The following is a 20,476-nucleotide window of genomic DNA, read 5'->3' on the forward strand; positions in this document are numbered from 1 at the left end:
ATGAAAGGATGGGACGAAAGATGGAAACTGTGAACTTAATAGAATTAACGAAGGACATTCAAGATCAACATAAAAACTTCGTCGTTTCAAATGTAAATAGTCATTGCTTACGAATCGCTGTATTTACTGGTGAATATGATTGGCACTATCATTCTAATTCGGATGAATTATTTATTGTGTTAGAGGGAGAATTACTTATCGATTTTGAAGATGGAGAAACGGCGGTATTAAAGCCAAATGATTCTATTTTAATTCCAGCATGTACGATTCATAGAACAAGAGCATTAAAGAGAACGGTAAATCTTTGTTTTGAAAATATAGAGGCTGATACGATTAAAGTGGAGCAAGTATGAAAAAATTATCTGTAGCCGAGTATAGAAAAATCCTTCCGATTTTAGAAAGTCATACAAAAACGACGACGTTTGCTTATGCGGTATGTGATCAAATGATAGATGGTGAGGTTTTTGCAAACGAGAAGTTAACAGCAGGACTAATTAGTACAGCTAACGGTATCTATTATTTATTTGGTGATACTGATGATCAAAATTATAACGAAGATTTATTTTCGTATATAAAAACGGCTATTGAAAAAATAGAGAAGAGATTTACACTCTTCACTTCGAGTGAAGAATGGGAAATGATGATTGAAGAGCGTTTTAGTAATGTACTTCGGAACATCCCGCGAATGAAATTTCAAAGAGTAACTTATGAAGAGAGAAAACGAGGTTGTAACAAAAATACATATGAAGTGAAGCGTATTGATAGAAAAGATATAGCACAAAGCAATGAATTTACAGAGGAATATTATAAAGAATATTGGGGATCAATTGAAGCGTTTTTGAATGATGGTTTTGGATTTTGTATAGAACAAGAAGGAATGATTGTAGCGGAATGTGTTTCGATATTTAGTGGGAATGGGTTTGCTGAAATCGATATTGCAACGCATGAAGCGCATCAAGGGAAAGGGTTAGCTCAAGCTGTTGCAACGCGGTTCATTGAACATTGCATAAAAAATGATATTACACCGTGCTGGGATTGTTATGTAGATAATATTCCTTCGCAAAAATTAGCTAGTAAATTAAGTTTTAATAATCCAATAGAATATAGATTGTTTGTACGTAAGAAAACGGGGGAATAAAAATGAATGTGGAGTTAACAAGATTTAAAGTGAAACAAGGTAAAAGTCATCGTGTAGATGAATGGATGCAGCTTCTTAATGAGAATATGAAAGAAGTGCTTTTGACACTAAACGACGAAAAGATGTACGTTGAGACAATTTTCCGGGAAATAAGAGATGGAGAAGAGTACTTATATTGGTATTCTGTGCAAGGAGAAGGCGGGGCTCTTGTCGAAAATTCTCATCATGAAATTGATAAAAAGCACTTAGTGTTTTGGTATGAATGTATTGATGAAGAAACACCGTCTGTTGATATGAAAACAGAAGTCGTTATGATTCAAGATGTTGTGAAGGAAACGATGAAATAATAGAATAGTATTTTTGTGAGAAGTGCATCAAAATGGATGTGCTTTTTATTATGAAAAATTTTTCGGAAAGGCTGTATACATTTTGTGCTCTCAAACGTTGAGTATATAGAAAGGAGAGCTAGATGAGTCATGAGACGTTTGAATCATTATCAATAGAGAAATCAAAAACTGTGTTTGGATTTCAGAGGAGTTATGCTGATAGAAAGAAAGATGAGTACGAGGATATTAAAATAAACTCTATGGAGTTTATTAAATCTATGAAATCTTTAAGTGAAAATAAAGGGGGATATCAAGAAGGTTTTAGGATAAACTATAATGAGATCAAAAACTTCAAATCAGAAGACTTACCAACATACGGTGTAGTTGTAACAGGCAAAACAGAGAATTTACAAAGTTTACAAGGAGCACCATATATTAAGGCTGCTGTTAGAGGTGTAACAGTTGAGAAATATTGATTACAAGTAATTAATGTGAATAATCAGAAAATTTATGTTATAATATGGGAAAAGGAGGTTTATATGAGGCAAATACATGGAGCAATATATATTTACATAACATTGTTTTTCGTAGGAGCGTCTTATGGGTTGGGGCATGTGTATTCGCATCCTATATTAACCTTTTTGAGTGGAGCATGTATGGCGTTTGCGATTCTTGTCCATCTTTTCTCAGTCTGGATTGTGAAGTTTCAATTAAATATTAGTGAAATAGAAGAAGGTACTTTTTAAAGTGCCTTCTTTTTTAATAATATGGGGGAGGCTCTTGTAGTGATTTTTAAATTTCACATTCAGCTTTTTTGCATATAGACAATAAATAAGTGCTTTTGAATGGAGGGACATTGTGAAGAAAGCATTATTCTTTTTTATTAGCATTTTCTTTTTAGGGAGCTGTTCAATTTCATATGTTACTTTTTCTAGTGAGAGCAAAAGTTGGACGGGGAAATATAAAGGGCATATTAAGGATGACAGTGAAGATGGAATGTTTACATTTCAGTATAAGGGCGGAGATGGAAATACAGAATTTAAAAATTTGGAGATTTCTATTAATGAAGCGTTTCGTACAATGACACAAACGTCAGAAAGTCATAAAGGAGCAAGGATTGAAATGAAATCTTCTTGTGTAAGTTGCGCGCCTTTATCTGAAGATGAACCGATAGAGATTGTGATTAAATGGGATGATAAGTATGAAGAGAAGATGGTGTTAAAGCGGAAATAGTGTAGGATAAGGAGTTAGGAATGAATAGGTATATGAAAATTTCTATGTATATATTTTCAAGTGTATTTCTACTCGTATTATCAGCGTGTACTACAAAACAAGTAGCGGTAAAAGTAATACCTAAAGAAGGATATATTGTATTAAGAAATGACACGGTGTTTTTTGTCGGTGATAAAACGTTTGAAACAAAAGTAGAGTTGCAACATTATATAGAACAACAAATGAAGAAAGAACATCCATCAGATATAGTGTTGAGCTTTAAGGATAAAGACGCATATAATCAATTAAAAACAGGGGATAAAATAAAAGTATGGTCTTCTAAAATACTTGAAAGTTATCCAGCGAAAATGATAGTAGAGAAATTTGAAATAGTAGAGAAATAAAAAAAGGCAGCAATTACGCTGCCTTTTTCTTATTTCACAAATTGTAATTCTTTCGGGAATTTCGTTAAAATTTCTGATCCATCTTTTGTGATGTAAATATCATCTTCAATACGAACGCCACCTACGTTTGGTACGTAAATACCTGGTTCGATTGTGAAGACCATACCTTCTTTTAATAGAGAATTGTTGCCTTCTTTTACATCTGGATATTCGTGAACGCTAATTCCAAGTCCGTGACCAAGTCGGTGTGGGAAGAAGTCTCCGTAACCTGCATCTGCGATAACAGAACGAGCAGCATTATCGATTGCGCCAAGTGTAACGCCTGGTTTACATGCTTCAACTGCTTGTAGTTGTCCAGCAAGTACAGTGTTATAAATACGAGTTTGTTCTTCAGAAAGTTCACCGAATGCTACTGTACGTGTAATGTCAGAGCAATAGCCTTCAATGATTACACCTAAATCAAATAGTACGAAATCGCCACGTTTCATTTTGTTCGCACCTGGAATACCGTGTGGAAGGGCAGAGTTTGCACCTGCTAATACCATCGTATCGAATGACATTTTATGGATGCCTTTTGTTTTTAATTCGTGTTCAATAATTGCTAATACTTCTAGCTCGCTGCGATCTTCTTTAATTGCATTTACACCCACTTCAACAGCATAGTCTGCCATTTTAGCTGCTTCGCGTAAAATAGAAAGTTCTTTTTCATCTTTAATTAAGCGAAGCTCGCGAACTTTCTCTTCGGCTGATTTGAAAGCTGCATTTGGGAATAATTTTGTTAATTCCTCGTAACGTTCTACGTTTAAATGTTCTTTTTCAATTGCAACTGCATTTGCATTGATACCGCGGTCTTTAATTGCTTTTGCAATCATATCCCATGGTTTGTCAGTATCAGTAAATCCGATGATTTCATGTGCCCAGCCAGCGTTACGCGCTTGACCTTCTTCCATTTTAGGACAAATTAAAATAGGTTCTTTTTCTTGGAATACAAACATACCAAGTAGTCTTTCATGTGGTTCGCAGTGGAAGTTCGTCATGTAGAAAACGTTTGGTGTAGAAGTTAAGAACGCAGCTTCTACGTTTTTTTCTTTTAGCCATTGCATTAAATTTTCTAATCTAGCATTCATCGATTGGCACCCCCGAGATATTTAATTACAAATATAACTTTACATCGGATGAAAGCGTTATGACAAGTAAATAGATGTTAGAAAAGACAGGGAATTAAGAAATCATGTAGAATAAAAAGTGTGAATGTGAATAGGGGGGGAATGTAATAATGAAAGTATCTTATCACGGGCATTCAGTTGTAAAGATTGAAACGAATGGAAAAGTTATTTTAATTGATCCATTTTTAACGGGAAATCCGAAAACAGATTTAAAGGCTGAAGATGTAAAAGTTGATGCGATTCTTTTATCGCATGGACATGGTGATCATGTTGGAGATACAGTAGAGCTTGCGAAGAAAAATAATGCGGTTGTTGTAGCACCATTTGAATTAGCGACATTTTTAAGTTGGCAAGGTGTAAATACACATCCGATGCATATTGGTGGCTCGCATGAATTTGACTTCGGCAAAGTGAAGTTTACACAAGCATTCCACGGTTCTAGTTATATTGATGAAGAAAATAAGACGATTACATATACAGGTATGCCAGCGGGTATTTTATTTACAGCAGAAGAGAAAACTTTGTACCATGCAGGAGATACCGCTCTATTCTCTGATATGAAATTAATTGGGGAACTGAATAACATTGATGTAGCATTTTTACCAATTGGTGATAATTTCACAATGGGACCAGAAGACGCTGTTTTAGCTGCAAAATGGATTGGTGCGAAAACAGTTGTACCGATGCATTACAATACGTTCCCAGTTATCGAACAAGATCCATATCAATTTGTAGAAAAACTACAAAATTGTACAGGGAAAGTATTAGAAGCTGGAGAAAGTATTACATTATAAAAAAGAAACCCTTCATTTGAAAAGACAAGTGAAGGGTTTTTACGTGTTCAGTATAGCTTTGAAAGCTTGTGGTTGTTTTGGTGATTCTTTTCTTTTTGGAAGTGATTGTTCAGGTGTTTCATTCAATTCCATCGCAACTTTTTTTCCATCCACGAAAGCTAAAAATACAGCACCTATAACCTCTAAAAATTTTCTCATCATTTATCCGCTCCTTTGTTTCATTTCTTGTCTTAATTGTATATTGAAGCGTCTGGACAAACTATCGGACGAGATGACAATACCATTACATTGTTGTAATAGAACGATTGGTGTAATGTAAGGAGCATTTTGTTGTAAAAAAAATAGTACAGGTATAGAAAGAGAGAGTGTAACAGTTTTGAAAATATAGTATACTGAAAATACAACACATGAAGAATTTAGGGAAAAGAAAGTATGGTGAAACCATTTGGCTACCAAACATAATCAAATTTTAGAACATATTAATAGCCTGCCAGTAGGGCATAAAATTTCTGTGAGGCAAATTGCAAAAGATTTAGGTGTAAGTGAAGGGACAGCTTACCGTGCAATTAAAGACGCAGAAAATAAAGGGTATGTTAGTACAATTGAACGTGTCGGAACAATTCGAATTGAGCAAAAGAAGAAAGAGAATATCGAAAAACTGACATATGCAGAAGTCGTTAACATTGTCGATGGTCAAGTACTTGGAGGCAGAGAAGGACTACATAAAACATTAAATAAATTCGTAATCGGGGCTATGAAATTAGAAGCGATGATGCGCTATACAGAAGCAGGGAATTTACTTATCATCGGTAACCGTACGAACGCACATCAATTAGCACTAGAAGCTGGGGCAGCAGTGTTAATTACGGGCGGATTTGATACGGAAGATCATGTGAAGAAATTAGCAGATGAATTAAAACTGCCGATTATTTCAAGTAGTTACGATACATTTACGGTCGCAACGTTAATTAACCGTGCGATTTACGATCAGCTTATTAAGAAAGAAATTGTACTCGTTGAAGATATTTTAACGCCAATTGAAGAAACGTTATATTTAAAACCAAATGATACAGTGCAGCAATGGCATGCGTATAACGAAGAGACGATGCACGGAAGATATCCGATTGTTGATGAAAATAAAAAGGTATTAGGTATTGTAACTTCTAAGGATATGATTGGTGTTGCAAAAGAAACGCCAATTGATAAAGTAATGACAAAGCATCCAATTACGGTGAATGGAAAAATGTCCGTCGCAGCTGCGGCGCGTATGATGGTGTGGGAGGGTATTGAGTTACTGCCAGTTGTTGATGAAGGAAATAAACTACAAGGGATTATTAGCCGTCAAGATGTACTTCAGGCGTTGCAAATGATTCAGCGTCAACCGCAAGTCGGTGAAACAATCGATGATATTGTAACGAATCAATTTATGACGCCGAAAGAAGCGAAAAATGAGCATTTATATCAATTTTCAGTGACACCGCAAATGACAAATTCAATCGGAACGCTATCTTACGGTGTATTCGCAACGATTGTGACGGAAGCAACGAATCGCGTTATTCGTGCGCAAAAGAAGAGCGATTTAATTGTTGAGAACTTAACAATTTATTTCGTAAAACCAGTTCAAATTGATAATGTTGTATCTGTTCATCCGAAAGTATTAGAAATTGGACGTAAATTTGGTAAGGTTGATGTAGAAGTGCATCATGAAGGTAATGTTGTCGGGAAAGCGTTACTTATGGTGCAGTTAATCGATAAATAAAAAGATGGAACAAATCGTTTTGATTTGTTCCATCTTTTTTTGTTGAAAGGATAGAATTAAAAAAGAAAATAAATTGCGTATTATTTCATATTCATAGTAGAAATAATACGCAATTTGAAGTTGGGGAAATGTCGTACCGATAAGGGGGTGCTGAATGGGAGGGATAATTTTCTTTTTAGTTGTCGTATGTATCATAATTGTTCATGTATTAACACATAGAAGAATGAATGTTATTAAAAAGAAATTGTATTTTGTAAGTTTGATTTTCGCAAGTATTGGCGCCTTTATTCCTATAGCAGGAGGAAATGAGTCTGATTTTCTTTATTTTGGTGTACCAGCTGAAACGTTTGTTTATTATAGTGGTTGGGAAGTCTGGTTTAATCCATTAGGGTTTTTCTTTAACTTTATTTTGTTTTATTGGGTTTTGAAGCTGTTGCTAAAGATATGGGAGGGTTTTAGCTGGAAGACAAAGAAGTAGCAGGATATATATATGGGGAAGTAATTATATGGTTAAAAAACAGAATATTAATTTAATTGGAGTTTATACTATGTTATGATTGTATTGTAAGATAATGGATTTCGAAAGGTGGTATGCCTTATGTCATCAGAATTACTCTTTTTTGGTGGAATCGCACTATTTTACTTTCTTGTGATGATACCGCTTCAGTATTTATACTTACAAGGTTTACATGAAAAAAAGAAACGAACAGGATTATCTCAGCGAGAACTATATGAAAAAATGTCTTTTGAGGAAGAACAATTACATTTTCACGTACAAGGCAATCCCTTTAATATACCATCTGCGTTTGTTGCATATATGATTTTGAAAGTTAAGGGACGTAAAAAAGCATCACAATATTGATGCTTTTTTACGTTGTTTTATAAGATTCGGCTTCTTTGACTGCCAATGGTAGAAAGTGTTTATATTGGCGGAATCCATTAAATGTACTCACGCTGCCAAATATAATAAACAAAATACCAACAATAATACGGGCCGTTGAAAGTTCTAAAAAGAATTGGTTTATCCCGAAAAATAGGACGAATAAGCCGAGTGCCATTGCGGATTTTCCGGAGAGCCACCCTTTCTCCATCGGACGGTTTGTACGAAAGAATTTTGTTTTATAGAAAAGATACAACATAAATGAGACGATAATACAAAAGACTAATACTGGCATAATGCACACTCCCATCACTTCGTATAAAATGGCAAAGAAAAAGAAATATCTAAACTTTCTAACTTTTATTATAAAGCAATTGTTCGCATGTATGAAATATTTTCCGTTATAATGGGGGATAAAGTGAAGAAGTTGAATAAAAAGGAGATTATACATATGCATGAGCAAATTTTAGGAGCAATTAAAGAGTTTGATACGATTATTATTCATCGTCACGTACGTCCGGATCCAGATGCATTAGGTTCACAGGGCGGTCTTAGTACAATTCTACAAGAATCGTTTCCAGAGAAAAATATTTATACGGTTGGGTACAATGAACCGTCATTAGCATATTTACGAGTAATGGATGATATTGAAGATAGTGTATACGAAAATGCGCTTGTTATCGTTTGTGATACAGCAAACCAAGAACGTGTTGATGATCAACGCTATACAAAAGGGAAGATGTTAATTAAAATTGATCATCATCCAAATGAAGATCCGTACGGAGATATTACGTGGGTAGATACGACAGCGAGTTCTACAAGTGAAATGATCTATGAGTTTTATAACTATGGAAAAGATAAAGGATTAAAAATAACAAAAGAAGCAGCCCGCCTTATTTTAGCAGGAATTGTTGGAGATACAGGTCGTTTCTTATTCCCGAATACAACAGCAAAAACACTTCGTTACGTAAGTGAGCTTGTTGATATGGATGTGAAATTCACAGATTTATACAATGAAATGTATAAGACGAAAGAAAAGATTGCTCGTTTAAACGGTTATATTTTACAAAACTTTACGATGGTAGAAGAAGGGGCAGCTTACATTAAATTAACGAAAGAAGTATTAGAAAAGTTTGATGTACTTCCTTCTGAGGCATCCGGCGTTGTTGGAGCGCTTGGTAATATTGACGGATTAAAGGCATGGGTTCTATTTTTAGAGGAAGACGATGTGATTCGTGTTCGTCTTCGCTCAAAAGGACCAGTGATAAATAAATTAGCAATGCAATATAATGGCGGAGGACATCCGATGGCTTCTGGTGCAAAAGCATCTTCTTGGGAAGAAGCGGATCGTCTTTTTGCTGATTTAAGTGAGCTGTGTAGATAAAAATTGGATGTTGGACGAAAGAGAAGGAGGGCGCTGAGGCCCTCCTTCTTTATTTTTCTTTCTCTATAACAATACTAATTTCCAGTACGGTATCAAAAGAGACTGTGTCTACTTTAAAGCGATATATACGATCGTAATGTTTGTACGTTTTATTTTCGATCACTTTTTTGAGTAGGTCCTTATTTTTTGCGATGCTTTGAATGTTTTTCGTTAAAAGATGCTGGAGATCATTATGGATAGAAGTGGTCATGTTTTCGAGTGTAAGGTTGTCTAAATCATATTTTTCTCGATTTATAATTTTTATTTTAATTTCTTGAATTGTTAAGAGCCGCTTATTTTCTGTATTCAATTTCTCTTGATCTTCGAGAAGGACGTGGAGTTTTGCTTCTTGCTTTTCTATAATTTCTCTTTGTTCTGCTATTTTACTAGCTTGTTCCTGCTGAAAAACACCATATATGTACAAAAAAATAAACCAGCTCAAAACGCCTCCAACAGCAGCACCTGCTAAAACTAAATACCATCTTTTGGCTGTATTGGCACTTGGTACTCTCATACATGTTCCTGCGTCAGCCATTTAATAATAATAAGACCAGTTTGCATACCACCAGTTGCAAAAAAAATAAGGAGAATTTGTTTTACGATATCTTTCATATCTCCGCCAAAGAAGCTTCTTTCAAAGCTATAAAAGGTATCGAACGTTCCACCAATCGCTGCAACGAGTGCCCAAATTCTTAAATTTTGGGCAAATTGATTAATATAAGTTAGAGCTGGTTTTCCAATGAGAAATGCACCAAATCCGCCAATTAATGAACCCCCAAGTATAACTCCAAAGGCAATAAAGTAACTAATAATAAGCAGAGAGAAAAAAGTATGTTCTCTTACATCCATCGTCATTCCCCTTTCTTCTTCATATATATGGACAAAGTATGAGAAGTATGTTTTGATTTCCGCTTTCCTCATCACCTATAATAAAAGTAGTCAAATAGGTAAAGAGAGGGTACAACAGTGAAGTTTGTGCATTTACAATGTCAAACCGTTTTTAGTTTGTTAAAAAGTGCTTGTAAAATTGATGAACTTGTCATTCGGGCGAAAGATCTTGGATTTTCATCGCTGGCCATTACAGATGAAAATGTTATGTATGGAGTTATTCCATTTTATAAAGCATGCAAGAAAAATGGTATACAGCCTATTATCGGCTTAACAGCTTCTATTTTTAGTGAAGAAGAAGAAAAGTCTTATCCACTCGTCTTACTTGCTGAGAATGAAATAGGCTACCAAAATTTATTGAAAATTTCTAGCAGCATTATGACGAAGTCAAAAGAGGGTATTCCAAAGAAATGGCTCGCTCATTATGCGAAAGGATTAATTGCAATTTCACCAGGGAAAGACGGAGAGATTGAACAGTTATTATTAGAAGACAAAGAGAGTCAGGCTGAAGAAGTAGCTCATACGTATCAAAATATGTTCAGCAATTTTTATATAAGTTTGCAGCATCATGCGATTCAAGATGAACTGCTTTTACAAGAAAAGCTGCCTGAATTTATTAATAAGGTAAACGTTCCAGTCGTTGCAACAAATGATGTGCGCTACATTAATCAAAGCGATGCACTTGTTCATGAATGTTTATTGTCTGTTGAAGGCGGAACAAAAATGACTGATCCAGATAGGCCGAGAATGAAAACGGATCAGTATTATTTAAAGTCATCGGATGAAATGGAAGCACTATTTTCTCATGCTGAGGAAGCGATTCAAAATACAATAAAAATTGCGGAGCGTTGCCGAGTAGAAATTCCTTTCCATGTAAATCAATTACCGAAATTTCCTGTTCCATCTAACGAGACGAATGATACGTATTTGCGCCGTATTTGTGAAGAAGGTTTGCTTAAGCGATATGGTACGCCGAAAGAAGTACATGTACAGCGTTTGAATCATGAATTACATGTGATTTCTAGTATGGGATTTAGTGACTATTTCCTCATCGTATGGGACTTTATGAAATACGCACATGAAAATCATATTTTAACAGGACCAGGACGTGGATCGGCAGCTGGTTCACTCGTTTCTTACGTATTAGAAATTACAGATATTGATCCGATTGAATATGACTTACTATTTGAAAGGTTTTTAAATCCTGAACGTGTGACACTTCCAGATATTGATATTGATTTTCCAGATATAAGACGTGATGAGATGATTCGATATGTGAAAGATAAATATGGTCAGCTTCGTGTTGCTCAAATTGTAACGTTCGGAACTCTTGCAGCGAAAGCCGCAATTAGGGACATCGCTCGTGTAATGGGGCTTCCGCCAAGAGATATTGATATATTTTCAAAACTTATTCCATCAAAGCTTGGTATAACGTTAAAAGATGCATATGAGGAATCTCAGTCACTCCGCGAGTTTATACAAGGGAATCTTTTGCATGAGCGTGTGTTTGAAATCGCAAAACGTGTAGAGGGATTACCGCGTCATACGTCTATTCATGCAGCCGGCGTTATTATGAGTCAAGAACCGTTAACGGGAAGTGTAGCAATTCAAGAAGGGCATAACGATGTTTATGTTACGCAATATCCAGCTGATGCATTAGAAGAGCTTGGGTTGCTCAAGATGGATTTTTTAGGATTACGTAATTTAACGTTACTTGAAAATATTATAAAGTTTATTGTGAAAAAAACGGGGAAACACATTGATATAAGAAATTTACCTCTTCAAGATGAAAAGACGTTTCAATTGTTAGGAAGAGGGGATACAACAGGTGTGTTCCAGCTTGAATCAGGTGGTATGCGAAATGTGCTTCGTGGGTTAAAACCGAATGAATTTGAAGATATAGTTGCTGTTAACTCGTTATACAGACCGGGACCGATGGAACAAATTCCAACCTTCATTGAATCGAAGCACGGAAAACGACGAATTGAATATTTACATCCAGACTTAAAGCCGATTTTAGAAAGAACATATGGCGTAATTGTATATCAAGAGCAAATTATGCAAATTGCATCGAAGTTAGCTGGGTTTTCGCTTGGAGAAGCGGATTTACTGCGCCGTGCAGTGAGTAAAAAGAATCGTGATATTTTAGATCAAGAACGTAAGCATTTTGTTCAAGGGTGTTTGAAAAACGGATACGATGAGACGGCTTCAGAACAAATTTACGATTTAATTGTAAGATTTGCGAATTACGGTTTTAACCGAAGTCACGCTGTAGCTTACAGTATGATCGGATATCAGCTTGCCTACTTAAAAGCGAATTATACGCTGGAATTTATGACAGCACTATTATCAAGTGCAATTGGAAATGAAGATAAGATTGTGCAGTATATACGAGAAACGAAACGAAAAGGGTTTCATGTTTTGCCGCCGTCTCTTCAGAGAAGTGGTTATAACTTCCAAATAGAAGGGAATGCGATACGTTACAGCTTACTTTCAATTCGAAATATCGGGATGGCTACAGTGACGGCGTTACTCGAAGAACGTGAGGGGAAAATGTTCGAAGATTTATTTGAATTTTGTCTTCGTATGCCATCAAAGTTTGTAACGGAGCGAAATTTAGAAGCGTTTGTCTGGTCGGGATGTTTTGACGATTTTGGTGTTTCGAGAACGAATTTATGGAAAAGTCTTAAAGGAGCGCTAGAGTATGCGAACCTTGCACGTGATTTAGGAGATGCTGTTCCAAAATCAAAATATGTACAAGGAGAAGAGCTATCCTTTATTGAACAGTTAAATAAAGAGAAAGAAGCCCTCGGTTTTTATTTATCTAGCTACCCGACAGCGCAGTATGCGAAGTTAGGAAAAGAATTAGAAATCCCATCTCTCGCTCAGGCGATGCGACATAAGAAAAAAGTACAAAGAGCGATCGTATATATAACAAGTGTGAAAGTGATTCGTACGAAAAAGTTGCAAAAGATGGCGTTTATTACATTCTGTGATCAAAATGATGAAATGGAAGCCGTTATTTTTCCGGAAACGTATATACATTTTTCGGACAGGTTACAAGAAGGGGCAATTGTTTTAGTTGATGGTACGATCGAGAACAGAAACCATAAGTTGCAATGGATTGTGAATGGAGTATATCCGCTGGAAGAAATGGATGTTTATGAAGAAACGAAATACGCATCTGTTTACGTGAAATTGCCGTCTCAATATGAAAAAAAGCTTGTAAATCAAGTTACGAAAATATTGTTTGACTATTCAGGTTTTGCGAAAGTACTAATTTATTATGAAAAGGAACATAAAATGGTACAATTATCTCGAAGTTTATCAATTCATCCGAGTGAAGAATGTCTAGGAGCACTTCGTGAAATTGTCGGCGACGAAAATGTCGTTGTGAAAATATAATGGACAATTTCCCTACATTTCGATTATTATAGTAGTAGTGTTCGTGGTCAGACCACTTGGAGAAATTGATATCAGCAAGAATAATTTGAGGAGAGTGGATAGTTTGTCAACACTTCGTGAAGAAGCACTTCACATGCATAAAGTGCATCAAGGAAAATTAGAAACTGTATCAAAAGTAAAAGTAGAAAATGCAAAAGATTTAAGTCTTGCATATTCTCCAGGGGTTGCAGAGCCTTGTAAAGAAATTTATGACGATAAAAGTAAGGTATATGAATATACAATGAAGGGAAATATGGTAGCAGTTGTGACAGATGGAACGGCTGTACTTGGTCTTGGTAACATTGGACCTGAAGCATCTCTTCCAGTAATGGAAGGTAAAGCTGTATTATTCAAGAGCTTTGCTGGTGTAGATGCATTCCCTATTGCCTTAAATACAAACGATGTAGATAAAATTGTTGAAACTGTAAAATTAATGGAGCCAACTTTTGGCGGTGTAAACTTAGAAGATATTGCAGCACCAAACTGCTTCGTTATTGAAGAACGTTTGAAAAAAGAAACAAATATTCCTATCTTCCATGATGATCAACACGGAACAGCTATCGTAACAGTAGCGGGCCTTGTGAACGCGCTGAAATTAGTTGGAAAGAAAATGTCTGACATTAAAGTTGTCGCAAATGGCGCAGGTGCAGCGGGTATTGCAATCATTAAACTTTTATATCGCTATGGTGTACGTGACGTTATTATGTGTGACCGTAAAGGGGCAATCTATGAAGGTCGCCCTACAGGTATGAATCCGGTGAAAGATGAAGTTGCAAAATATACAAATAAGAATCGTATTGAAGGTTCTTTAGCTGACGTTTTACAAGGTGCGGACGTATTCATTGGTGTATCTGCAGCAGGTGCATTAACTGAAGAGATGGTTCGTACAATGAATGACGATGCAATTATTTTTGCAATGGCGAATCCGGTTCCAGAAATTATGCCAGAATTGGCAAAAGCAGCGGGCGCAGCTGTTGTTGGAACAGGTCGTTCTGACTTCCCGAACCAAGTAAATAATGTACTAGCGTTCCCTGGTATTTTCCGCGGTGCACTTGATGTACATGCGACACAAATTAATGAAGAAATGAAGATGGCAGCTGTACAAGCTATTGCAGAGCTTGTATCAGAGGATGAGTTGAATGCGGACCATATCATTCCGGCGCCATTTGACGCGCGTGTAGCGCCTCAAGTAGCGGCTTACGTTGCGAAAGCAGCAATGGAGACAGGAGTAGCTCGCCGTCAAGTAGATCCAAATGAAGTCGCTGAGAAAACAAAACAATTAGCGCTGATTGGTAAAGAATAAGCGAGGAATTTCCATTGACATCATCAAATACAAAAGTATATCTCGAAATTGTAAAAAAAATCCGTTCCATAATGGAAGAGGATGGTTTAGTAGCGGGGGATCGTTTGCCATCTGAGCGTGAGTTAAGTTCACGCTTAAACGTTGGACGTTCCTCTGTAAGAGAAGCATTGCGTGCTTTAGAACTTGTAGGGTTAATTGAAACGAGACGTGGTGAGGGGACGTTTATTCGAAACTTTTACGATAACGGTCTTGTACAATTAATTGCTCCGTTCTTGCTGCAAGATGAGAAAACAATTCGTGATTTATTACAAACAAAACGATTGCTTGAGAAAGATATGATTCGACTTGTATGTAATTTACCGAAAGAAACGTTTTCTAAAGTGCTAAGTAAATTACACCAAGTGCTTGAAGAAAATGAAGGCTCAATTCCAATGCTTCATCAAACGTTCTTTAAAACACTTATTGAACAATTCGATAATTATTTACTTTATCGCATTTGGATGATCGTAAATGATTATGTTGCAACTCTTTCTTGTGAAATTTCAGGAGATTCTATCGAAATGTATAGAAAGCTTTATGCTGTCTTGAAAGAGAAGCAAGAAAATGATGCGTTAAAAATTTACGATGAATTAGTAGAGAATATACAGTTTCACTCGTAATGTATAAAATTTGTCGAAATGACCATGACACGTTATGACAAACATTCTACCGCATAGCGGTTAAAGTTAAACGTAAAGAGAGAGGTTATTAGACAGATTGAGAAGATAAGGCTAACATCAAACTTTGGTGTTAGCCCCATTTTCTTCTTACGCTAACCTTAGCTCTCAACGAAGGGGGTCAAATTGTGCTAAGAGATTTATTCGTGAAAAAGAAAAAGTACGCTGCAATACCTTCAGAACAAGTACGAAAAGATGTACCAGATGGCGTTATGACAAAATGTCCGAAATGTAAAAAAATCATGTATACGAAAGAGGTACTTAAAAATTTAAAAGTATGCGTGAATTGTGGATATCATCATCCGATGAATGCATGGGAACGCCTTAATAGTATATTGGACGAAGGCTCATTTCGTGAGTATGACAAAGAGATGGTTTCATTAAATCCACTTGAGTTTCCAGGGTATGAAGAGAAACTAGAAAACGATCGTAAGAAGACTGAGTTGAATGAAGCGGTTGTAACTGGTGAAGGAACAATTGATGACATGCTTGTTGTTATTGCAGTAATGGATTCTCGTTTTCGAATGGGGAGCATGGGCTCTGTTGTAGGAGAAAAAATTGCCCGTGCGGTTGAAAAGGCATACGACTTACAAGTTCCATTTATTATCTTTACTGCTTCGGGTGGTGCCCGTATGCAAGAGGGGATATTAAGTTTAATGCAAATGGCAAAAACAAGCGTAGCTTTGAAAAAGCATAGTAATGCAGGAGGACTATTTATTTCTGTTATGACTCACCCGACGACGGGCGGGGTTTCAGCGAGTTTCGCTTCACTTGGTGATTATAATCTTGCAGAGCCAGGTGCACTTATCGGATTTGCTGGTAGACGTGTAATTGAACAAACAGTGCGTGAGAAGCTACCAGAGGATTTCCAAACGGCAGAATTTTTACTAGAACATGGTCAATTAGATGCGGTTGTGCATCGTGATGATATGAGAGAATCGCTCCGTAAGATTTTAGAAGTTCATCAAGGAGGGGAAATGGCTGTATGGCAGAGCTAGAATTTGAGAAACCAGTTGTTGAGCTAAGAAATAAGATTCGTGAACTGAAAGACTATACGAAAAACAGCCAGATGGACTTCAGTGAGGAGATTCGTATTTTGGAAGACAAGCTAGAAAATTTAGAGGAAGATATATACGGCAATATGAAAGTATGGGACCGTGTTCAAATTGCTCGTCATGCAGAACGACCGACAACGCTCGATTATATTGAGCACTTATTTACTGATTTTTTTGAATGTCATGGAGATCGCCTATTTGGTGATGATGCAGCGATTGTCGGCGGCATTGCGAAATATAAGGGGATGCCTGTAACTGTAATTGGGCATCAACGCGGAAAAGATACGAAAGAAAATATTCGTCGTAATTTTGGGATGCCTCATCCAGAAGGATATCGAAAAGCACTGCGTCTCATGAAACAAGCGGAAAAGTTTAATCGTCCTATTATTTGTTTCATCGATACGAAGGGAGCTTATCCTGGTAAAGCAGCTGAAGAACGTGGACAAAGTGAAGCAATTGCCCGCAATCTATTTGAGATGGCAGGTTTAACGGTACCTGTTATTTGTATCGTTATCGGTGAAGGTGGTAGCGGTGGTGCGCTAGGTCTTGGAGTAGGAGATTACATTCATATGCTAGAAAATTCCACTTATTCTGTTATTACACCAGAGGGTGCAGCGGCAATTCTTTGGAAAGATGCAGGGAAAGCGAAGGAAGCTGCAGAAGCAATGAAAATTACGGCAGCAGATTTGAAAGAATTAGGTGTAATTGATGAAATTATTCCAGAGGCAAAAGGTGGAGCTCACCGTAATCTTTTAAAACAGTCAGAAAATATAGACTTAATGATTAGAAAAACTTTTGAACAATTAAACGGAATTTCGAAAGATGAATTAATCGAAAAACGTTATGAAAAATATATGAAAATTGGGCAAGTTTCGTTTTCAAACGCTTCCATTGGGATAAAATAAGAAAAGCGTGCGTTCCTCTTCGCGAATGCACGTTTTTATTATGAAAAGACACATCTTCTCCATTGTGTTTTTATATTTTTTCGTGTTATTTTATTATAAGGCAAATAATCTTTATGAGGTGAGTACAAATGAAACGTATTGGTGTATTAACAAGTGGTGGAGATTCACCTGGTATGAATGCTGCCATTCGTGCAGTTGTTCGTAAAGCGATTTTCCATGATATTGAAGTATATGGTATTTACCATGGATACGCTGGTTTAATTTCTGGTCATATTGAAAAATTAGAACTTGGTTCTGTTGGCGATATTATCCACCGTGGTGGTACAAAATTATATACAGCAAGATGTCCTGAGTTTAAAGACCCAGAAGTACGACTAAAAGGAATCGAGCAATTAAAGAAACATGGTATTGAAGGACTTGTTGTTATTGGTGGAGATGGTTCTTACCAAGGCGCAAAAAAATTAACTGAGCAAGGATTCCCATGTGTAGGTGTACCAGGTACAATCGACAATGATATCCCTGGAACAGACTTCACAATTGGTTTCGATACAGCTTTAAATACTGTTATTGATGCAATTGATAAAATTCGTGACACAGCTACATCTCATGAACGTACATATGTTATCGAAGTAATGGGACGTCATGCTGGAGATATCGCATTATGGGCTGGTTTAGCTGATGGTGCAGAAACAATCTTAATTCCAGAAGAAGAGTATGACATGGAAGATGTTATCGCTCGTCTGAAACGCGGTAGTGAACGTGGCAAAAAGCACAGTATTATCGTTGTAGCTGAAGGTGTTGGAAGTGCAATTGACATCGGTAAGCACATTGAAGAAGCAACAAGCTTTGATACTCGTGTAACTGTATTAGGTCACGTACAACGTGGTGGATCACCAAGTGCACAAGACCGTGTATTAGCAAGTCGCCTTGGCGCGCGCGCAGTTGAATTGCTAATTGATGGCAGAGGTGGACGCTGTGTAGGTATCCAAAACAATAAACTTATTGATCATGACATTATCGAAGCGTTAGCTCAAAAGCATACAATCGATAAAGATATGTATCAATTATCTAAAGAATTATCCATCTAATCGGCTTAATGCCTTGTATTTGGGAACGGTTTCATAATTTTCGGAGGTGCAATATGCGTAAAACTAAAATTGTATGTACTATAGGTCCTGCTAGTGAAAGTATTGAGAAATTAGAGCAATTAATTGAAGCGGGTATGAACGTTGCTCGTTTAAACTTCTCTCATGGTAGCCATGAAGAGCACGGCGCTCGTATTAAAAACATTCGTGAAGCTTCAAAGAAAACTGGTAAAACAGTTGGTATCTTACTTGATACAAAAGGTCCAGAAATCCGTACTCATGACTTCGTAGACGGACAAGCTGAGCTTGTAACAGGTGCAGAAGTAGTTCTTTCTACTGAGCAAGTATTAGGTACTGCAGAGAAATTCTCTGTATCTTATGCTGGTCTTTATGATGATGTTGACCCAGGTTCTCGTATTCTAATCGATGACGGTCTTATCGAACTAGAAGTAATCGAAAAAGCTGACGGAAACATCCGCACAAAAGTATTAAACAGCGGAACTGTAAAAAATAAAAAAGGTGTTAACGTACCAAACGTAAGCATTAAGCTTCCTGGTATCACTGAAAAAGACGTAAAAGATATCGTTTTCGGTATCGAACAAAAAGTTGATTTCATCGCAGCATCTTTCGTGCGTAAAGCATCTGACGTATTAGAAATTCGTGAATTATTAGAAGGACATGACGCTCAATACATCCAAATCGTACCAAAAATCGAAAACCAAGAAGGTATCGACAATATCGATTCAATCTTAGAAGTTTCTGACGGTTTAATGGTTGCTCGTGGTGATATGGGTGTAGAAATTCCACCAGAAGAAGTACCATTAGTGCAAAAACGTCTAATCAAAAAATGTAACGTATTAGGCAAACCAGTTATTACTGCAACGCAAATGTTAGATTCTATGCAACGTAACCCACGTCCAACTCGTGCGGAAGCAAGTGACGTAGCTAACGCAATCTTCGATGGTACAGATGCAATTATGCTTTCAGGTGAAACTGCTGCGGGTCAATACCCAGTAGAAGCTGTAACAATGATGGCTAACATTGCAGTACGTGTTGAAAAATCATTACAATATGAAGATATGTTCAAAAAACGTATTAAAGAGTTCACTCCAACAATTACAGATGCAATTAGTCAATCTGTTGCGCACACAGCACTTGCTCTTGATGTAGCTGCAATCGTAGCTCCAACAGAAAGTGGATATACTGCGAAAATGATCTCTAAATACCGTCCGAAATCTCCAATCGTAGCTGTAACAACTGATGAGCAAGTAGGACGTCGTCTTGCACTTGTTTGGGGTGTACAAGCATTTATGGCTGGAAAACGTGCAGCGTCTACTGATGAAATGTTAGATACTGCAATTCAAACAGGTATGGATGCAGGTCTAATCGGACTTGGAGATACTGTAGTAATCACTGCTGGTGTTCCGGTTGCTGAAACTGGTACAACAAACTTAATGAAGATCCACGTTGTTGGTGAAGAAGTTGCTAAAGGACAAGGAATTGGTCGTAAAGCTGCAAAAGGTAAAGTAGTTGTAGCAAAAACAGCTGCTGAAGCTGTAGCGAACGTAAACAAAGGTGATATCCTTGTTACAACAAGCACTGATAAAGATATGATTCCTGCAATTGAAAAAGCTGCTGCTTTAGTTGTTGAAGAAGGTGGCTTAACAAGCCATGCGGCTGTTGTAGGTGTATCTATCGGTATTCCTGTTATCGTTGGTGTAAACGGCGTAACAACAACTTTAAAAAATGGCCAAGAAGTAACAGTTGATGCAGCACGCGGAATTGTTTATAATGGACATGCGGAAGTGCTATAAGAAGTAATACGGAGAGAAGGAGCGGAGTCCTTCTCTTTTTTTTACACAAAAAAGGATAGAGATAGCTTTAAACGCCTGAAATCACTCCAGGAAACGTTTGTTATAACGCTCACCGGAAGAGTTGTTTATCTTTTGCGAGGCTTATATGGGCGTTGTAAGGGGCT

23 protein-coding genes and 1 pseudogene are annotated in these 20,476 nt (G+C 36.8%); 19 read left to right on the forward strand and 5 right to left on the reverse strand.

Annotation, left to right across the window (positions count from 1 at the left end; genetic code table 11):
- Positions 1-20 precede the first annotated feature (20 nt).
- The 7 genes and pseudogenes from JDS80_RS12365 to JDS80_RS12395 all read left to right on the forward strand — a co-directional run bounded on the left by JDS80_RS12365 (position 21) and on the right by JDS80_RS12395 (position 3,080).
- Entirely contained in the window at positions 21-353 is a 333-nt protein-coding gene (locus JDS80_RS12365; protein WP_071748305.1) for a cupin domain-containing protein, read from the forward strand.
- Entirely contained in the window at positions 350-1,138 is a 789-nt protein-coding gene (locus JDS80_RS12370; protein ID WP_199638639.1) for a GNAT family N-acetyltransferase, read from the forward strand. Before JDS80_RS12365 ends, JDS80_RS12370 begins: the two co-directional genes overlap by 4 nt.
- A gap of 2 nt (positions 1,139-1,140) precedes the next feature.
- The gene (locus JDS80_RS12375) at positions 1,141-1,485 is read left to right on the forward strand and encodes a DUF6176 family protein (protein WP_199638640.1); all 345 of its coding nucleotides are present in this window, start codon (positions 1,141-1,143) and stop codon (positions 1,483-1,485) included.
- A gap of 161 nt (positions 1,486-1,646) precedes the next feature.
- Positions 1,647-1,940 (forward strand): annotated as a pseudogene (locus JDS80_RS12380) (anti sigma factor C-terminal domain-containing protein); the annotation flags it as partial.
- A gap of 63 nt (positions 1,941-2,003) precedes the next feature.
- Complete coding sequence (locus JDS80_RS12385) at positions 2,004-2,210, forward strand: hypothetical protein (RefSeq protein ID WP_071748301.1); 207 nt, start codon at positions 2,004-2,006, stop codon at positions 2,208-2,210.
- A 112-nt stretch (positions 2,211-2,322) separates the two neighbouring features.
- Positions 2,323-2,697, forward strand: coding sequence for a hypothetical protein (locus tag JDS80_RS12390; protein ID WP_199638644.1), 375 nt, complete (start codon positions 2,323-2,325; stop codon positions 2,695-2,697).
- Positions 2,698-2,717: 20 nt separating this feature from the next.
- Positions 2,718-3,080: a DUF3221 domain-containing protein gene (locus JDS80_RS12395; protein WP_199638646.1), complete on the forward strand. Its 363-nt coding sequence runs from the start codon at positions 2,718-2,720 to the stop codon at positions 3,078-3,080.
- Between the two features lie 29 nt (positions 3,081-3,109).
- Here JDS80_RS12395 and pepQ read toward each other — a convergent pair whose 3' ends face one another.
- Positions 3,110-4,207, reverse strand: coding sequence for a Xaa-Pro dipeptidase (pepQ, locus tag JDS80_RS12400; protein ID WP_199638648.1), 1,098 nt, complete (start codon positions 4,205-4,207; stop codon positions 3,110-3,112).
- A 149-nt stretch (positions 4,208-4,356) separates the two neighbouring features.
- Here pepQ and JDS80_RS12405 point away from each other — a divergent pair, with 149 nt between their 5' ends.
- Positions 4,357-5,040, forward strand: coding sequence for a metal-dependent hydrolase (locus JDS80_RS12405; RefSeq protein ID WP_071748296.1), 684 nt, complete (start codon positions 4,357-4,359; stop codon positions 5,038-5,040).
- 39 nt (positions 5,041-5,079) lie between these two features.
- Here the strand turns inward: JDS80_RS12405 and JDS80_RS12410 are convergent, their stop codons facing one another.
- Entirely contained in the window at positions 5,080-5,241 is a 162-nt protein-coding gene (locus JDS80_RS12410; protein ID WP_071748295.1) for a hypothetical protein, read from the reverse strand.
- Positions 5,242-5,485: 244 nt separating this feature from the next.
- On the opposite strand from JDS80_RS12410, the gene JDS80_RS12415 reads away from it, so the two are divergent.
- The 3 genes from JDS80_RS12415 (at position 5,486) to JDS80_RS12425 (ending at position 7,661) form a co-directional block, all read left to right on the forward strand.
- Complete coding sequence (locus JDS80_RS12415; protein WP_071748294.1) at positions 5,486-6,799, forward strand: CBS domain-containing protein; 1,314 nt, start codon at positions 5,486-5,488, stop codon at positions 6,797-6,799.
- Positions 6,800-6,953: 154 nt separating this feature from the next.
- On the forward strand, positions 6,954-7,277 hold the full coding sequence (locus JDS80_RS12420) for a hypothetical protein (RefSeq protein WP_199638650.1): 324 nt from the start codon (positions 6,954-6,956) through the stop codon (positions 7,275-7,277).
- Between the two features lie 120 nt (positions 7,278-7,397).
- Positions 7,398-7,661: a DUF3949 domain-containing protein gene (locus JDS80_RS12425; protein ID WP_071748292.1), complete on the forward strand. Its 264-nt coding sequence runs from the start codon at positions 7,398-7,400 to the stop codon at positions 7,659-7,661.
- A gap of 7 nt (positions 7,662-7,668) precedes the next feature.
- Here JDS80_RS12425 and JDS80_RS12430 read toward each other — a convergent pair whose 3' ends face one another.
- Positions 7,669-7,974 (reverse strand): YtpI family protein, encoded by a 306-nt coding sequence (locus tag JDS80_RS12430; protein WP_199638652.1) that lies wholly within the window; start codon positions 7,972-7,974, stop codon positions 7,669-7,671.
- 156 nt (positions 7,975-8,130) lie between these two features.
- On the opposite strand from JDS80_RS12430, the gene JDS80_RS12435 reads away from it, so the two are divergent.
- Entirely contained in the window at positions 8,131-9,063 is a 933-nt protein-coding gene (locus tag JDS80_RS12435; RefSeq protein WP_206774566.1) for a DHH family phosphoesterase, read from the forward strand.
- A 49-nt stretch (positions 9,064-9,112) separates the two neighbouring features.
- Here the strand turns inward: JDS80_RS12435 and ytrI are convergent, their stop codons facing one another.
- Together ytrI and JDS80_RS12445 are read right to left on the reverse strand one after the other, a co-directional pair.
- A complete protein-coding gene (ytrI, locus tag JDS80_RS12440; protein ID WP_071748289.1) occupies positions 9,113-9,616 on the reverse strand; it encodes a sporulation membrane protein YtrI in 504 nt (167 codons plus the stop codon).
- A complete protein-coding gene (locus JDS80_RS12445; RefSeq protein WP_002034291.1) occupies positions 9,613-10,026 on the reverse strand; it encodes a YtrH family sporulation protein in 414 nt (137 codons plus the stop codon). Before JDS80_RS12445 ends, ytrI begins: the two co-directional genes overlap by 4 nt.
- A gap of 42 nt (positions 10,027-10,068) precedes the next feature.
- Between JDS80_RS12445 and dnaE the strand changes: the two genes are divergently transcribed.
- The 7 genes from dnaE to pyk all read left to right on the forward strand — a co-directional run bounded on the left by dnaE (position 10,069) and on the right by pyk (position 20,312).
- Entirely contained in the window at positions 10,069-13,395 is a 3,327-nt protein-coding gene (dnaE, locus tag JDS80_RS12450; protein ID WP_199638656.1) for a DNA polymerase III subunit alpha, read from the forward strand.
- A 133-nt stretch (positions 13,396-13,528) separates the two neighbouring features.
- Positions 13,529-14,737 carry an NADP-dependent malic enzyme gene (gene ystJ, locus JDS80_RS12455; protein ID WP_165444500.1) on the forward strand — a complete coding sequence of 403 codons (1,209 nt, stop codon included), beginning with the start codon at positions 13,529-13,531 and terminating at the stop codon, positions 14,735-14,737.
- 14 nt (positions 14,738-14,751) lie between these two features.
- Positions 14,752-15,396, forward strand: coding sequence for a FadR/GntR family transcriptional regulator (locus tag JDS80_RS12460; RefSeq protein ID WP_097832102.1), 645 nt, complete (start codon positions 14,752-14,754; stop codon positions 15,394-15,396).
- A gap of 185 nt (positions 15,397-15,581) precedes the next feature.
- Entirely contained in the window at positions 15,582-16,451 is an 870-nt protein-coding gene (accD, locus tag JDS80_RS12465; RefSeq protein WP_199638658.1) for an acetyl-CoA carboxylase, carboxyltransferase subunit beta, read from the forward strand.
- Positions 16,439-17,413, forward strand: coding sequence for an acetyl-CoA carboxylase carboxyl transferase subunit alpha (accA, locus tag JDS80_RS12470; RefSeq protein ID WP_000818790.1), 975 nt, complete (start codon positions 16,439-16,441; stop codon positions 17,411-17,413). The genes accD and accA overlap by 13 nt, the downstream gene beginning before the upstream one ends.
- A 128-nt stretch (positions 17,414-17,541) precedes the next feature.
- Positions 17,542-18,501, forward strand: a complete 960-nt coding sequence (pfkA, locus tag JDS80_RS12475) for a 6-phosphofructokinase (protein ID WP_199638660.1) — start codon at positions 17,542-17,544, stop codon at positions 18,499-18,501.
- 53 nt (positions 18,502-18,554) lie between these two features.
- Entirely contained in the window at positions 18,555-20,312 is a 1,758-nt protein-coding gene (gene pyk / locus JDS80_RS12480; protein WP_199638662.1) for a pyruvate kinase, read from the forward strand.
- Positions 20,313-20,476: the final 164 nt, after the last annotated feature.

The sequence above is a fragment of the Bacillus cereus group sp. N8 genome (assembly GCF_016483685.1).
GTDB classification, from domain to species: domain Bacteria; phylum Bacillota; class Bacilli; order Bacillales; family Bacillaceae_G; genus Bacillus_A; species Bacillus_A proteolyticus.